Origin of the sequence: Marinibactrum halimedae (assembly GCF_021234875.1) — a bacterium.
Classification (GTDB): domain Bacteria; phylum Pseudomonadota; class Gammaproteobacteria; order Pseudomonadales; family Cellvibrionaceae; genus Marinibactrum; species Marinibactrum halimedae.
In genome coordinates, this window is record NZ_JAJQVM010000027.1 from 44,723 (window position 1) to 60,641 (window position 15,919).

A 15,919-nucleotide genomic window follows, 5' to 3' on the forward strand; every position below is an offset into this window, starting at 1 on the left:
TTGACTGTCCGCTTTCACTGAGAAGGAAAGAGTATTAGTCTCGAAAATTCGTATATTGCAATGGCATATCCACCTCTGATTCCCTGAGCATAGAAATCACCGCCTGCAATTCATCACGCTTTTTACCAGTAACCCTTACCTGATCACCTTGAATTTGAGATTGCACTTTGATTTTCATATCTTTAATCATTTTGACAATTTTCTTTGCCAAATCCGATTCCAACCCGGTTCGAACTTCCACTATCAACTTAGACTGCTTCCCAGTTTGATGGATGTCTCCTACCTCCAAGCAACGAATATCGATAGAGTTCTTATGCAATGTGGACTTTAAAATATCCAACATTTGCTCTACTTGAAATTCAGCATCCGCCGTAATACTCACGGTGTATTCGCTTCGCTCAAATGAGGCATCCACACCTTTAAAATCAAAACGATTTGTTACTACACGGTTGGCTTGGTCAACCGAGTTGGTCAACACATGTTTGTCTACTTCAGAAACCACATCAAAAGACGGCATAGTTTGAATTACCCACTCACTCAACAGTCAATCTAACAAAAAATATTCTTTATGCTCTTTATCTACCAAAAGACCGTTGCCACCGCAACAAAACATAACCACAACACTAATGTTCTTGCAAAGAGCCTCTCAAGCTCTCTCAATTCATGCTCACCGCATCGAGGGTTCTCAATATCCTCTTGAGTCACACTAAGCGCGCTTTCTACAAACATCAGCAACATGTGTTCTGTACTGGTTTTTACACAGGTAAGATGAGAGCGGAAACGAGTAAAACAGCTAACAAAATTACCCGTAAGAGCGAAACTGAGGCCAAGAGCCCTGACTGCCGGCCACTCCATTAACCACATTAATCTCGCAATACTTTCATATTCAATAGGGTCTTCCGTTTCTTCTCGGTACAAGCTTGCCAAACGATACACCAATGCACCACTAAGCCCTAAAATCAAATACCAAAATAAAACCGCGAACATACGCTCAAAGCCAAGATACGCAAGCGCTTTTACCATTCTATGATGAAGCTCAGCCCAATCACCGTCATCAATTTCTGATAGGTCAACATTGGCTTTACCCGCTTCATGAACTGCCTGAAGCCAATTCCCCGTACTCCAAGCCACCATGTAACGGCTGCACAACATACTGAAATCACCACGGCCAAGGCAATAGGTCAATACTGCCACGCTGAGTAAAAGATGCAGCCAGATGGAAATACTGAAAAAAAGACCTTCTAACAAAAGGAGTAAAATTAAAGGCAAAGCAATCGCAACGGAGAAATGAGATAAAGGATACAACTTCAACCATTCCACAGCCTTGACTCGGCTTATCCAGTCGAAAAACCAACGATCTCTGTGCAATGGCGCACCGGAACCCCAAATTTGTACTAAGCCGAGCACCAGTACGATACCGATAAATTGCATTGAAACACCCTTAGATATATTTATTTGTCAATCAAACTGCAGCCTCATGTCACTTTTAGCTGCTTTTTATGAGCCACCTTGCAAGTGCTCGATTAATTTCTTCCAATCAAACGCAGGACCTGGATCCGTTTTTCGCCCAGGCGCAATATGCTCATGTCCTGTAATGCGCTCATTATGAATGTCAGGGTAACTTTTCTTAAGCGCCTTAATCAATTCAACAGTAGAACAATATTGAGGTTGCTCATACGGCGTGTTGTCTGCGCCTTCCAACTCAATACCAATTGAATAATTATTGCAATCGTCTTCACCATCAAAACTCGATTTTCCAGCGTGCCAAGCACGATTTTCTGTAGACACGAACTGAGTGATATTACCTTCCCTAGACACCAAAAAGTGCGCAGAAACTTCAACACCTCTGATCGTCTCAAAGTAAGGGTGCTTGTCCCAACATAGCTGATTACAAAAAAATTGCTCAATATAGCCACCACCAAACTGTTCAGGTGGTAAACTGATATTGTGAATAACCACCAATGACACCTTCGCCTCAATCGGCCTCCTGTTAAAATTCGGTGAACATAGGTGCCGAACAGATATGGAGGGCACCCTAAGAACCCCTCTTTCGAGCTTCAACCACCCATTTTCAAGATACATGATAGTCGTTCCACAGTAATTCACGATAACCCATTCTACCACTCAAAGTTCTTTCGCCTTTAAAGACAGTGGAAAATAAGAAAAAAGAGTACTGTAAAATATTAATTTGACCAGTCGAACCTCTCCCCTACCATACAAACTACCTGTCGGATTTTACAATCACACGAGAGCGAAACAGCAAGAGTGGGCTTGATAAAAGAAAAAATAAATCAATAAGAAAGAAAATCGGCAGGTGTATATAGAGTCGTGTAAGGTAATGGAAGCAGAAAGGAAAATAAAGCAGTAACAAAGGGCATTAAAGCCCTTTGCTTTCTCGAAGGTTGCTAATAACCGACTCTAAAGCTCGGTCAAAAAGCATACTATTATCAAGCAGTCGAAAATCACCACTTTGCAAGGCAAACGCCAAATCTTCCCTCGCTTTTTCCGCCACCTTCATACCACTGCGATTTACAAAGATGTATTTACCAGTTGAACGAATTATAGCCGCCAAACGGCAGCGTGAGGCTTGACCATCAACAACCTGCTCGAACCAACTGCCTTGAGAAAGTGCATCTACCTGTGACAAGAACTGTGGAATGGCTTTAGATGCGGCAGAATTAACTTCTTCAGGGTTTGCCCTTCTTGAATGAGTCATCAGCTTACTAGTAGCTTGAGCCGAAGCATTCTTAATAATCGTGCCACCTTTTGTATCGGCACTATGGGTATTGCTCTTAACTGATATCTGTTGATTCGAAACTGATACAGGCTCATTCTGAGCTGGCCCAACTGCTTTACTTGCCGGTGCGGTTTCATTCGCAGCTGAACTGTTCAAATTATTGAGCTCTGCAGGGCCTTTCCTTGGAATTACCCCGGAATCATTCGCAGGTTGAGCATTATTGACTGGATTCGCGTTACCACGTAGCTGTTGCAAGTGCTCTGCCTCCATGGATTTCAGCAACTTACTCATGTCAAACGCGTTGTAACTGATCCCTTCTAAACCAAGCTTCACTTTTTTGAGCAATACAGGAAGGAGCTTTAACAACTTACCACGATTCTCTGACGTAATATCCGTTGTTAGACTCCACACCAACTCTCTCGCTGTTTGGCGTGCGGCAGCCCAATTCTCTGTTTTCGTGCCCTCTTTCAATGCAATAAGGAACAAAACATTTGCCCAAGCTTCATTCACTAACGTATTCATTTCCAAACTTAGACGCTCAACCCCAGGAATTGCAGATAATGCCCTTTCTACAACCTCCCGAGCCAATGCAGTTTTCGCCTTCCCTGCTTCAGCATCCAACGTACGTTTCTCTAAAATAGAGGCACGACGCTTTTCTTTCTCGGTAAACGAAAGAAAGTCTGTCAACAGGTCTTGGAACAACATAGGGTCCTGATCAAACCTGGTGATAACCGACTCAACAATACTTTCGACTTTACGTTTGAAAGGGTCCCTGCCTTTATCATCCGGCTGCCAGCCAATAGCAGCAGTCGCTAACTCATTTAACAGACGCCTTGCTGGGTGCCCACCTTTATTGAAAAAGGCATTATCAATTAATGCTACTTTCAACATAGGAACTTGAAGTCGTCCTAGTAACAATTTCATTTCATCGTGCAAATTACGATCTTCCACAATGAAATCAAACAACAAATTCACCAGGTTGATCACATCCTGATCTAGCTGATTAATGCTGCTGTCATGCTCTTGTTTGGCCGCCTGCTTAATGGAATCAATGCTAATTTGTGAAGACGCTTGGGCAGAAACTTGGCGTTGAATGTTATTCAACAGAGAGACCAATTCAGTTTGGTCTAAAAGAATATCAGGAGTTTCATTAGACAGTACTCCGGACACACCACCAGACTGCTGATGAATTAAATTCCGTAATGCATTTAAAACATCCGTACTCTCTGAAGTCTGCGGCTTATTATCTACAGCATTCTTTACCGAAGTGGTACCTGAAACCTGTGGGCGTTGACGAGATTTCGACGCTGCCCTCTGACCAGAAACACCAAGCGAGGGCAAAATGTTTTGCCCAATCATGATTTCATTGGCGATCCGATAAAAATCCTTAAGCTCATTCACCACTTTTAAATCAAAGAGCTTAAGCAGTACTAGACGAGCTTTAATATTAACATCAAGAGTTGACGAAGATTGTACAAACGCTTTACAGAGAGCGTGAGGACCAACAGGATTATTGCGTTGATATACTTTAGTTGGGACGAGACTATCTAAACGAAGAGTCAGGTGCTGAATAGGCTCTGGAGATGCTTCCAAAGCTTTATTCACCATACTGTCTATTGCAACACTTTCTTCAAGTTGATCATTCTGAACGAGCTCCAAATTATCAATATCAAGCTCATAGTCCCAAAAATCATCTTCCGTGCTCTTTGAATCTGATTGCGCTAAATCTCTGAAACCATCACTGATATGTTCGCAGAAAGATTGTTCTATGTCGCGACGACGAAGGCGTACAGACCGCATGGCTTCAAAGTACAAGCTCTGCTCTTGATTCGTAGACGCCTTATCAGCCAACTCAAAAAAGCGATCATCCGCAGATTCAAAAACCGTCCTAAGGTAATTGCGCAGAACCTGTTCCGTTTTCTCTCTGAGCATATGAACAGCGGCCGGTAAGCGCACCATTGTGTTCTTTTGCTTATTTTGAGCTGCCTTAGCAAGAGACCCGCTCGAAGAGGCAGCCGCTGTATTTAAAGCAACAACATTATCGGCGTTCGACTTGACTGACATAGTTAAAGCCCGAGTACTAAAAGATTATGAATTATTTTGGGCAAACATCACCCAAAAGGAATAAAAAACATACGCTACTTTACGACGATTTTGTATAAAAAACCTACTTTTTAAAATAAAAATTTAAAATAGGCACTTACAACAAAGTTTATGACGCAAAAAATAACAATTCGCTCTTATCAGCTTAATTTACAGATGCAAACTCTAAATGCTAAAGCAGTACAGCAAGGTCTCCTCTTCACACTATCTTGAGGAAAACCATTTTTTAAGAGAGTATTTCTATACCAAGAGACTTACTTCACCAAGAGACTTACTTCGATATTTATATTTTACGTTCATAGCGGCTTATAGACAGAAAAAATTAACAGGTTCGGGATTTGCATCACACAGATTATATTGACTAATCCTTTTTTATTACTAAAGAAGTAGTAGATGCAAAATTAGGTAAAATATAATTATATTAGCCTACGCCCTTAGCACTATTTCATTCATTTGAGAGTAAATATCTTACTTTATTGACTATCCTTCATACTCTGTATTATCCGCCTACGTGATCATGCGCTCTAATTATCGTACAGTAATCACTTTTCATCCCTCACGTACGTTACTCATACACCAAACTTACACCAACACCCAGCACGGAGACCAATGCGAATGGACGAACCTCAGACCTCAACCAACCGATTAGGAAAAGGTATGCAACTCATGGCTTGGGTAAGCTTGCTTGGGGTGCTGACGTTGGTTTTTACAGCGATTGACTGGCGTCGCTATAACCCCAATGGCGACGCTCAAGGCACCTCAACCGGCGCCATCAACGAAGTAGTATTGCAAGCGAATCGACAACACCACTATGTAGTAAACGGGCTCATTAACGGGAAAAAAGTCATTTTTCTACTGGATACAGGTGCAACGGAAGTGTCTATACCTGCGCATATCGCTTCAGAACTATCACTACCCAAATTGGGACGCTCCCAAGCATATACAGCCAATGGTGTTGTGAACGTATTTGATACTAAAATCCAATCTTTACAATTAGGCAGCATCCAATTAAGAAACGTACAAGCCAGTATCAACCCAGGACAAAACAAAGATGAAATACTCTTAGGAATGACTGCCTTAAAGCAAATAGAGTTTGCACAACGGGGCGACCAGTTAACCTTACGACAGTATCTAATTGACTGATCTCATGGGTTAAATTAGCCAGGCAGAACCCTAGTAGAAACTTTACACCCGACGAATAAATTCTAGAGCAACACCATCATTCCATTCAATAACGAACCCCCTATGAGCGAGTGACTCAATCAATCATTTAATGATTTTAGTGCCGCACATCTGCCCTATGACATAATCTGTGTCTATAATGCGCCACCGAGCTTCCATGTAATAGATTCACACCTTGATTGTGGCGATGAGGAATACAAACCTAATGAGTGAATTTGCTGCCATCTTGCTAAGTACCGTGCTAGTCAACAACTACGTGCTTGTACAGTTTTTAGGATTATGCCCTTTTATGGGCGTATCCAATAAACTGGAAACCGCCATCGGAATGGCAGGTGCCACTACCTTTGTGCTCACTCTAGCGGCGATTTGCAGCTATCTTGTCCATAATTATGTGTTAGTGCCGCTCAATATCGAATACTTACGCACGATTTCATTTATTCTGGTCATTGCCGTAGTCGTGCAATTTGCCAAAATGTTCATCGAGAAAACCAGCCCTCTCCTCTACCGAGTACTCGGCGTGTTCTTACCTCTCATTACTACCAACTGTGCCGTGCTCGGAGTTGCGCTTCAAAATACGAATAAAGCCAATAGTTTTATTGAATCAACTTTGTTCGGGTTCGGTGCAGCCGCTGGATTCTCATTGGTTCTTATCTTGTTTTCTGCTATGAGAGAACGTTTGAGCGCTGCGGACGTTCCTCAGCCTTTCGAAGGTGCTGCCATCGGCATGATTACCGCTGGCTTGATGTCTCTCGCGTTCATGGGGTTTGCAGGTTTAGTCTGAAACTAACCTACCAAAAAATACTTTGTGAATAACCGTAGTAAAAAAGCAATATGACTTTAAACAACAACGAAATTGGGTATAGACATGATTGAGTTATTAAGCACTCACCCAATTGCTGCAGCTATTCTGGCACTTGGACTACTGGCCTTAGCGTTTGGGGGAATCTTAGGGTTCGCCTCCATCAAGTTTAAGGTAGAAGGCGATCCTATTGTTGAGCAAATCGATAACCTTTTACCGCAAACCCAATGCGGTCAGTGTGGCCACCCTGGGTGTCGGCCCTATGCCGAAGGCATTGCCAATGGAGAGGCCATTAACAAGTGCCCTCCCGGAGGCCAAGCCACTGTTGATGCGTTGGCGGGCCTTTTAGGGGTAGACGCCCCAGCGCTGGATGCCGGAGAAGCGGAAGATGCAGACATCCCTAAAGTCGCCTACATTCGCGAAGATGAATGTATTGGTTGCACCAAATGTATCCAAGCCTGTCCTATGGATGCTATTTTGGGCGCCGCTAAACAAATGCATACGGTGATTGTCGACGAGTGCACAGGTTGCGACTTATGTGTAGAGCCCTGCCCTGTAGATTGTATTGAGATGCGTCCAATAGAAACCACAGTAAAAACGTGGCATTGGGAAAAACCCAACATAAGTTGGGCAAGTGAGAGCACCTCGACCCCTAATATCATCGCCACCGACAAGCTCACACCCAATGACGCTCAAAAACCCTCTAAAGACGATCGCGCTGCGTAAGACATCGGAGCAAGAATTATCGTGACCGCTGCCAATCTCCAAGCTGGAAACCCACAACTTATTGCCACTGATGAAGAGAGAACCCTTTTCACCATTCCAGGTGGCGTGCATCCGCCAGAAAACAAACAACAATCGCTAAACAGCCCCATTGTTGCCGCCCCACTGCCAGGCAAAGTGATATTGCCGTTGTCCCAGCATATTGGAGCCCCCTCTCTCCCAATAGTGAGAGTGGGTGACCATGTACTAACAGGGCAATTAATTGCGGAAGGCGATGGCTATGTCAGCCTGCCTGTTCATGCTTCTGTCTCAGGCACCATTGTTGCTATTGAAGAACATCCGCTTCCTCACGCTTCTGGGCTATCCGACCTTTGCATCATTATTGAGTCAGATGGGAAAGACGCTTCGATCCCCATGCAAGAGAGACCCGATTATCGCAACCAATCCGCCAAATCACTGCTTGATATCATCAGAGAAGCCGGTATTGCAGGAATGGGCGGCGCTGGTTTTCCCGCTGCCGTAAAACTAAACCCGAGAGCAGGTTGCAGTATCGAGCACTTAATCATTAATGGTACAGAGTGCGAACCTTACATCACCGCTGATGACATACTCATGCAAGAGCGTGCCCAAGATATTGTCGCAGGTGTTGAATTACTCTCTAAAATTCTGGGCGAACCCAAAGATGTCGTCATTGGCATTGAGGACAACAAACCTGAAGCGATTGCCACCATGCGGGAAACCGTCAAGAACACGCCCATTCAAGTGGCGGTCTTCCCAACGAAATACCCCTCCGGTGGCGAAAAGCAACTTATTCAGATTTTGACCGGCAAAGAAGTACCCAGCGGAGAGCTTCCTTCGAGTATCGGTGTTGTCGTACAAAATGTGGCTACCGCTTATGCCTGCTATCGGGCCGTCCGTTACGGGGAACCTTTTATTAGCCGAATCACCACCGTGGTCGGAGAAGCGCTGGCAGAGCAACGAAATGTAGAGGTTCGACTAGGCACACCATTAAGCGATTTACTCACCTTTAACAGAGTGAATGAAAAGAAGCTCTCTCGTCTCATTATGGGTGGCCCGATGATGGGTTTTGCATTACACAGTGCAGAAGTTCCTGTGGTGAAAACCACCAACTGCCTCATTGCCCCCACTAAGAAAGAGATGCCGCCAAGCCCGCCAGCCCTCGCCTGTATTCGATGTGGACTCTGTGCAGAAGCCTGCCCGGCTTCACTTTTACCTCAGCAACTGTATTGGTATGCACGCAGTGAGGATCACGAAAAACTCGAATCTCACCACTTATTTGACTGCATTGAGTGCGGAGCCTGTTCTTTTGTTTGCCCGAGCAATATTCCACTCGTGCAGTACTATCGCTCTGCGAAAGGCAAAATCAAACAGCAAGAAATAGAAAAAGAAAAAGCCGATCGATCACGACAGCGTTTTGAATTCCGCCAAGAACGCATCGCCCGAGCAGAAGCAGAAAAAGAAGCGAAACGAAAAGCCCGCCAGCAAGCAGCTTTAGAAGCAAAACAAAAATTGGCCGAAGCGAAAGCGGCTGCTGAGCAACACAGCGAAGCCACCCAACAAGCCAATAGCGACGATGCTATCACCAATGCGTTAGCCAAAACACAAACTAAAACAACGGACCCGAAAGAACAACAAGCAAAACTTGAGCGTGCTGTTCAAAGTGCAGAGGGTCGCTTACAAAAAGCCAGTGCTCGATTGGTGGAGTCTCAACAACATACACCCGATAAAAACGATAAATTCGCAGCTCAAGTTAAACAAGCCGAAGTACGACTGACCGATGCCAAGAAAAAACTCAACGATTTCTTAACAAGCACAAATTTCTCAACAAACACATCTGGCACTTCTTCAACTCAAACTCAAGAAGCTCAAAATGAGGCGGATAAAGACAAAGAGCGCCTAAGGCTAGAAAAAGCCATTAATAGCGCCATGAACAGTATCGAAAAAACGCAAGCTCGACTGGCGGAAGCGGATGATGAAAAACGAGAAAAGTTTGAAAAACAGTTAAATGCTGCCCAAGAGCGGTTACAAAAAGCGGAAACCAAGTTAGCTGAATTTATGAATCAGCTTGAGACAACCGCTGCACAGGAAAAATTACAGACATTACAACCTGCCACTGTGGACGCCCAACCAGAACCAGATACCCCGATGGATGCCGCCAGTGCAGCTATCGCGAGAGCACAAGCGAAAGCTTCGGCGCGGGCATCCATGAGTGAAGAAGAAAAGCTTAAAGAGCAAATTGACGGTTTAACAAAGCGCTTATCCAAAGCCGAAGAAAAGCTGGCGGCGGCCATTGAAGAAGGAAGTGACAAACAAGAAGCTCTGTCACTGGGCGTCGAAAAGCTCAAAATAAAGTTACAACAAGCACAACAACAGTTGGAGGATGCCTAAGCTAGGCCCTATTTATGGCACTGATCAAACAATCGTCTCCACATACACGGGGCCAAACCGACACCACTAAAATCATGCAAACCGTGATTTTGGCAACAATACCGGGCATTCTTACGCTCACCTATTTTTTCGGTATTGGCACTTTTATCAATTTGATCCTGGCATCCGCTTTTTGCCTGATCATTGAAGCCTCAGTACTCAAAGTTCGACGCCGACCTGTTGGCTTTTTTCTCAAAGACTACAGCGCCTTGGTTACTGCCGTGTTGCTTGGCGTCGCGTTGCCCCCCTACTGTCCGTGGTGGATAATTTTCATAGGCAGCCTTTTTGCTATCGGCATTGCCAAACAATTGTACGGGGGGCTGGGTTACAACCCTTTCAACCCTGCCATGGTCGGTTATGTGGTGCTGCTCATTTCTTTTCCGGTGGAAATGACTCGCTGGCCTGCCCCTACTTCTATCTTAACAGACTCGCAATCGTTACCTGGTTTAACCGATGCACTCTCCTTAGTATTTGGTTTTGCGTCGCCAGTATTACTCGATGGTTATACGGGCGCCACACCACTGGATGCTTTCAAGCAAAACACCGGTCTTATGGCAGATAACCTCTATGCCAGCCAAGCGATTTTTCGTGAAGCACATTTTGCTGGTGCAGGTTGGGAGTGGGTGAATGTGGCTTTTTTACTGGGCGGCCTATTTCTACTTTATCGCAAAGTATTCACATGGCATGCCCCGATCGCCATGCTCGCCAGCTTAGGATTCTGTGCGTTGATTTTTTATGATGGCGGCAGTAACACCAGTGGCGCATCCCCTCTCCTGCACTGGTTCTCTGGCGCCACCATGCTCGGCGCATTTTTCATTATCACAGACCCGGTGAGCTCTGCGGTTTCTAATAAAGGGCGCCTGATCTATGGAGGGTGTATCGGCATCATCATTTACGTAATTCGACAATGGGGAAATTATCCAGATGCCGTGGCATTTGCCGTACTACTAATGAACTTTGCCGCACCGTTCATTGATTACTACACCTTGCCAAGAACTTACGGCCATACGCAATCGCGCCGCGCCACTGATAAAATCGACACATCACAACGTCGATAATTAAACCTTGATAACTAAACGTTGAGAACACTAGGACGATAAACATTACTATGCTGGCCATTACCATCAGCAAAAACAGTCTCATTTTAGGGTTATTCGCCCTATCCACGGCTGCCGTTTTGGCACTGACTCATGAAGGCACAAAAGAGCGCGTTGCCGCTTCCGAGCGAGCCGCCGCACAAAAAGCACTGTTGCAATTGTTTCCCGAACATCAGCACGACAATGATCTACTCATGGATACCGTACCCGTCCCCGAAAAGTACCGCTCAACATTGGGCACTGGCGAAGAAGACAGTATTCATGTTGCCCGAAATAAGAACGTACCTATTGGTATTATCGTGCCAACCACTGCGCGAGATGGATACAGCGGTGACATTCGTATGATTGTGGGCATTAACATGGACGGCACCTTGGCAGGTGTACGCGTGTTAGACCACAAAGAAACTCCAGGGCTGGGTGACAAAATCGATCTCAAGAAAAGCGATTGGGTGCTCTCGTTTAATGGAAAGTCCATCAACTTGCCACAAAAACAAGGCTGGAAGGTCAAGAAAGACGGCGGAGAATTTGATCAATTCACCGGCGCCACCATTACGCCCAGAGCCGTTGTGCACCAAGTGCATCAAGTACTGTCCTTTTTCGAACAAGAACACACACAGTTGCCGCTCAAGGTATCAGAACCTAATACATCAACACCCTAACGCTTGAGAGATCTAGATATGAGCGATGTGAACTACGCAGATATCACCAAAAATGGTCTGTGGAAGAACAATCCCGCACTCGTCCAACTACTTGGACTTTGCCCCTTATTAGCTGTCAGTGGGTCTGTAGTGAATGCGTTAGGTTTGGGACTTGCTACCATTTTGGTGTTAGTTGGCTCAAATATCGCCGTCTCCATGATTCGTAATGCCGTCACCGATGCCATTCGATTACCGGCATTTGTGATGATTATTGCCTCATTCACTACCTGCACAGAGTTGTTAATGAAGGCGTTCACTTATGAGTTGTACCAAATTTTAGGAATTTTCATTGCGTTGATTGTTACCAACTGCGCCATTCTTGGGCGGGCTGACGCCTTTGCCAGCAAAAATAAGATCTTACCTTCGGCCATCGACGGATTAATGATGGGGGTTGGCTTTGCCTTAGTACTCCTAGCTGTTGGAGCAGTCAGAGAAGCACTGGGCAGTGGCACCTTATTCGCTAACATGCACCTATTATTGGGTGAAATGGGTAAGGGCATGACCATTACCCTAATCGACGATTACTCTGGGTTTTTGGTCGCCATTTTACCCCCCGGTGCATTCTTGGTGACCGGTTTTCTGATCGCTTTGAAAAATGTGATTGATCAATATCGAGAAGAAAAAGCCAAAGCCAATGCTCAACCGGTAGAAAAAGTCAGCCGACGTGTCCGAACCACAGGCACGATTCAATAACACATCAATACTTCAAAACAGTAAATATCAAAACAATAAATATCAATACAGTGAATAAAAAGGACAACACATGGCGGCAGCGAACTTACTGACTCTGATTGATGATATCGCCACCTTATTGGATGACGTGGCGGTATTAACCAAAGTAGCCACTCAAAAAACCGCCGGTGTACTGGGGGATGATCTTGCACTGAATGCCGAACAAGTTACTGGCGTAAGGGCAGATCGCGAACTGCCCGTGGTCTGGGCTGTGGCGAAAGGCTCATTAATGAACAAAGGTATTCTTGTGCCTGCGGCCTTAGCCATCAGTTATTTTTTGCCGATTTTAATTACACCATTATTGATGATCGGCGGCGCCTATTTGTGTTTTGAAGGGGTTGAAAAACTCGCCCATAAATACTTACACAAAAACAATAAAGAAGATGAGCACAAAGCACTGGTGAATGCCGTTGCCAACAACGATGTAGACATGGTGGAATTTGAAAAGAAAAAAGTGAAAGGCGCGATTCGTACTGACTTTATTTTATCCGCTGAAATCATTGCCATCACACTAGGGGCCGTAGCCAGCCAGCCTATTCACATGCAATTTGCCGTCCTAGTCGCGGTTTCCTTATTAATTACCGTGGGTGTCTACGGAATAGTGGCAGGTATTGTGAAACTGGATGACCTTGGAATTTGGCTTCAAAAAAAACCAGGCGAAACCCTTTGGCCAGCGGTACAACGCCGTATCGGAAGAGCCCTTCTGAGACTGGCTCCTTATCTCATGAAAACGTTATCCATCGCAGGAACGGTTGCCATGTTTTTAGTGGGCGGTGGCATTATTGTTCATGGTATTGCGCCACTACACCATCTTATTGAAGCCATGGTTCATCATATTGCTTCGCCCACTGGCATTAGTGCACTAGAGCTGATTACCTCTATGCTCAGTGAAGCTATTGTCGGGATTATTATTGGTGCTATTGTGCTTTTTATTGTGAACATTGCCCAAAAAAGAAAGCCGTCCGGCGCACATTGATGAAGGTATTTTTCAAATTTAGCTTATCAATAAGTGCAAAGGGGTTTGCGCTTATTGAACCGTTTATTATATCTTTTTCTCACTGCATTTCTTTCGAGTAAAAACTCGATTGTCCTCTATTTCAAAAAAATAGAGATCACTATCACACAAGCCATGGGATTATTACCGGTCTAATTTGAGCGTACCGCTGAAAACCCAATTCACTTCACACATCTACACGCCTCCTCATGTGAAACTATTTCATCTCTCGTGATGACACCAAATATGTTCACGATCTTTCTTTTACTTTCTATCATTTATGGATGCCCCCATGAAGAGCTCACCGTCTTATGCCACTACCGTAGACTCCTCTAACAATATTATTCACGAGCTCCCCTCCACTGAATTTTCCTTTTTGAATGCCAGCACAACCGATCTTCTTTCAATTACTTTTTTAGGCATATGCATATTGGTTATTTTATATGGAATGAAACGGTACGATGATGCTCAAAAATCGAAACGTCAACCCTATCAAGATTTCTTAGATACGAATTCAAAACAATTGAAAAACGCTCAATCTCAAAATGATCGATCCAAAAACAATTCACCTAAAAACAATTCACCTAAAAACAATTCACCTAGAAACAATGAATACGACAACACAGAGGCACAAGACGTTACGCCCATTACACAACCGGCAGGCATCACACCAATAAAAAACATGACGCCCTTCCACCAACCTTTCGGCAATACTTCCCCAAAAGATCGGATAACGAATCAAGAAGAACTTCCCAAAGCCAGCACAGGTTGAATCACTTTACTTACACCACATAGAGAGTTGATTAAACAGCGCTTTTTCCTCGCCAGCCTTCTGTATGCCAACGGTAAAGGATAAAACACGCTCGTAATATTTCATCGATTGCGAGCACGACCCACAGTAACACCAAACCCGCACCGGTTTTTTGCAGAAAAATCAAAAACGGAACTACAGACCAAATGAGCGTAACACTCATGGTGGCAGAAAAGCGGCCATCACCTGTACTCTTTAAAGCAACCCCCCCAATAATGTTCACCATACGTGCAGGCTCCATCACCAAAGCCACCAAAAATAATAAATGCGCCAATTCAATAATGGCGGTATCTTCGGTAAACACCTCTAAAAATACATCGGTGAAAAAAGCAAAGGCCGTTACAGCCGTTAGAGCAAAAATAATACTGTAGCGAAGTACACGGTAGAACGTTGCCTTCACTCGGTCGATATCCCCTTGGCCAAGGTAGTAACTCATTATAATCTGGCCCGCACTGGCCAACGTCCAAGACACCGCAATCACAAAAAATAACAAACGCATCGCATAAGTATTCGCCCCCATGGCAGTCACCCCAAGAGAGACAATTACCCAAGAAACAAACATGCTTTGCGCAATGTAACTCATGGGTTCAACGGCATTAGGAATACCCACTTGTAAAATAGGACGGATGACATTGCGCATATCAACCAATGCGCCTTGTAAGTAGAAACGAATTTTGACGTGAAGATGCACAATAGCGACTAACAATAAAGCACCGACGGAATAACTGATGATGCTCGATAGGGCCACCCCTTCCAACCCCATTTTGGGAAAACCCAATACCCCCATAATAAAAACATAATTCAAAAAGATATTGAGCCCATTGGTCAGTAACGCTGCAATCATATTCCAGTGTGTTAGACCACGCGAAGCCAAAATAGAACTGTAACTAAAACGTAAACCAAGAGGTAAAAACGTAAACGCAATCAAGAATAGAAAAGTATGAGCATAACCATTTTGTGTCTCTGTCATGCCAAACCACAACCCAATCTGAGAGCTGAACACCCACACTGGCGTGGCCAACACTAAAGCAAAAAGTGAACAAATGCCCACATTGGCCATGTACGTAGGCACAACACGATGTGTTTGCTGTGCACCCATCAACTGACAGGCCACAGCAGTGCCTGCGGTGGAGAATAAGGGTAAAATGAAAGAGCCCAACAAAATGATGGGCATCAGCAAACCCACAGTAGCGGCAATCTCATCAGACAATAAACTTAAAAAGTAAATGTCCGCAAAGCTCACCAACACACCCGTCAGTTGTTCAATCAGAATTGGCCAAGCCAAAGCCCAAAGCTTCAACTTTGGAGTGACTTTGGTCGCCTGCTCTTGCTTGCCACTGATTATTTTCGAGTCAGACACCTCATTTTTTGAAGAATCCGTAGAAGTCATAAATATTCCATACACGCCATAGCGTTGACACTGAATACTCGATTACAAAGATCACGTTTTGCCATAAGCCGATAACAAGCACCTCTATTATGGTTATGACCTATCCCTCTTTTCGAGCATATAAATTATAAGGTTGGCTTTAAACGCCAAGGTGGAAATAGTTTAGCGACTATATTTCATTAAATCATTTAAAATAATTTTTATA

14 protein-coding genes are annotated in these 15,919 nt (G+C 44.4%); 9 read left to right on the forward strand and 5 right to left on the reverse strand.

All coding sequences use genetic code 11. The features are described 5' to 3' along the window. Positions 1-34: 34 nt before the first annotated feature. The 4 genes from LU351_RS15185 to LU351_RS15200 form a co-directional block, all read right to left on the reverse strand. Positions 35-517, reverse strand: a complete 483-nt coding sequence (locus LU351_RS15185; protein ID WP_232594974.1) for a YajQ family cyclic di-GMP-binding protein — start codon at positions 515-517, stop codon at positions 35-37. A gap of 62 nt (positions 518-579) precedes the next feature. Beyond that, positions 580-1,431 (reverse strand): regulatory signaling modulator protein AmpE, encoded by an 852-nt coding sequence (ampE, locus tag LU351_RS15190; protein WP_232594939.1) that lies wholly within the window; start codon positions 1,429-1,431, stop codon positions 580-582. 66 nt (positions 1,432-1,497) lie between these two features. Beyond that, a complete protein-coding gene (gene ampD / locus LU351_RS15195) occupies positions 1,498-2,082 on the reverse strand; it encodes a 1,6-anhydro-N-acetylmuramyl-L-alanine amidase AmpD (RefSeq protein WP_232594940.1) in 585 nt (194 codons plus the stop codon). 295 nt (positions 2,083-2,377) lie between these two features. Then, on the reverse strand, positions 2,378-4,801 hold the full coding sequence (locus tag LU351_RS15200; RefSeq protein WP_232594941.1) for a DUF1631 domain-containing protein: 2,424 nt from the start codon (positions 4,799-4,801) through the stop codon (positions 2,378-2,380). Positions 4,802-5,455: 654 nt separating this feature from the next. On the opposite strand from LU351_RS15200, the gene LU351_RS15205 reads away from it, so the two are divergent. The 9 genes from LU351_RS15205 to LU351_RS15245 all read left to right on the forward strand — a co-directional run bounded on the left by LU351_RS15205 (position 5,456) and on the right by LU351_RS15245 (position 14,285). Next, positions 5,456-5,983, forward strand: a complete 528-nt coding sequence (locus LU351_RS15205; RefSeq protein ID WP_232594942.1) for a retropepsin-like aspartic protease family protein — start codon at positions 5,456-5,458, stop codon at positions 5,981-5,983. 244 nt (positions 5,984-6,227) lie between these two features. Continuing rightward, positions 6,228-6,803: an electron transport complex subunit RsxA gene (rsxA, locus tag LU351_RS15210; RefSeq protein ID WP_232594943.1), complete on the forward strand. Its 576-nt coding sequence runs from the start codon at positions 6,228-6,230 to the stop codon at positions 6,801-6,803. 84 nt (positions 6,804-6,887) lie between these two features. Next, entirely contained in the window at positions 6,888-7,547 is a 660-nt protein-coding gene (gene rsxB, locus LU351_RS15215; RefSeq protein ID WP_232594944.1) for an electron transport complex subunit RsxB, read from the forward strand. Between the two features lie 60 nt (positions 7,548-7,607). Continuing rightward, a complete protein-coding gene (gene rsxC, locus LU351_RS15220) occupies positions 7,608-9,953 on the forward strand; it encodes an electron transport complex subunit RsxC (protein ID WP_431310053.1) in 2,346 nt (781 codons plus the stop codon). Positions 9,954-9,967: 14 nt separating this feature from the next. After that, positions 9,968-11,050 carry an electron transport complex subunit RsxD gene (gene rsxD / locus LU351_RS15225; protein ID WP_232594946.1) on the forward strand — a complete coding sequence of 361 codons (1,083 nt, stop codon included), beginning with the start codon at positions 9,968-9,970 and terminating at the stop codon, positions 11,048-11,050. A 50-nt stretch (positions 11,051-11,100) separates the two neighbouring features. Further along, entirely contained in the window at positions 11,101-11,748 is a 648-nt protein-coding gene (gene rsxG, locus LU351_RS15230; protein WP_232594947.1) for an electron transport complex subunit RsxG, read from the forward strand. Positions 11,749-11,766: 18 nt separating this feature from the next. Continuing rightward, complete coding sequence (locus tag LU351_RS15235) at positions 11,767-12,480, forward strand: electron transport complex subunit E (RefSeq protein ID WP_232594948.1); 714 nt, start codon at positions 11,767-11,769, stop codon at positions 12,478-12,480. Between the two features lie 70 nt (positions 12,481-12,550). Next, positions 12,551-13,495, forward strand: coding sequence for a DUF808 domain-containing protein (locus LU351_RS15240; protein ID WP_232594949.1), 945 nt, complete (start codon positions 12,551-12,553; stop codon positions 13,493-13,495). Between the two features lie 310 nt (positions 13,496-13,805). Further along, positions 13,806-14,285, forward strand: a complete 480-nt coding sequence (locus LU351_RS15245) for a BAR domain-containing protein (protein WP_232594950.1) — start codon at positions 13,806-13,808, stop codon at positions 14,283-14,285. Between the two features lie 31 nt (positions 14,286-14,316). Here the strand turns inward: LU351_RS15245 and LU351_RS15250 are convergent, their stop codons facing one another. Continuing rightward, positions 14,317-15,714: an MATE family efflux transporter gene (locus LU351_RS15250; RefSeq protein WP_232594951.1), complete on the reverse strand. Its 1,398-nt coding sequence runs from the start codon at positions 15,712-15,714 to the stop codon at positions 14,317-14,319. Positions 15,715-15,919: the final 205 nt, after the last annotated feature.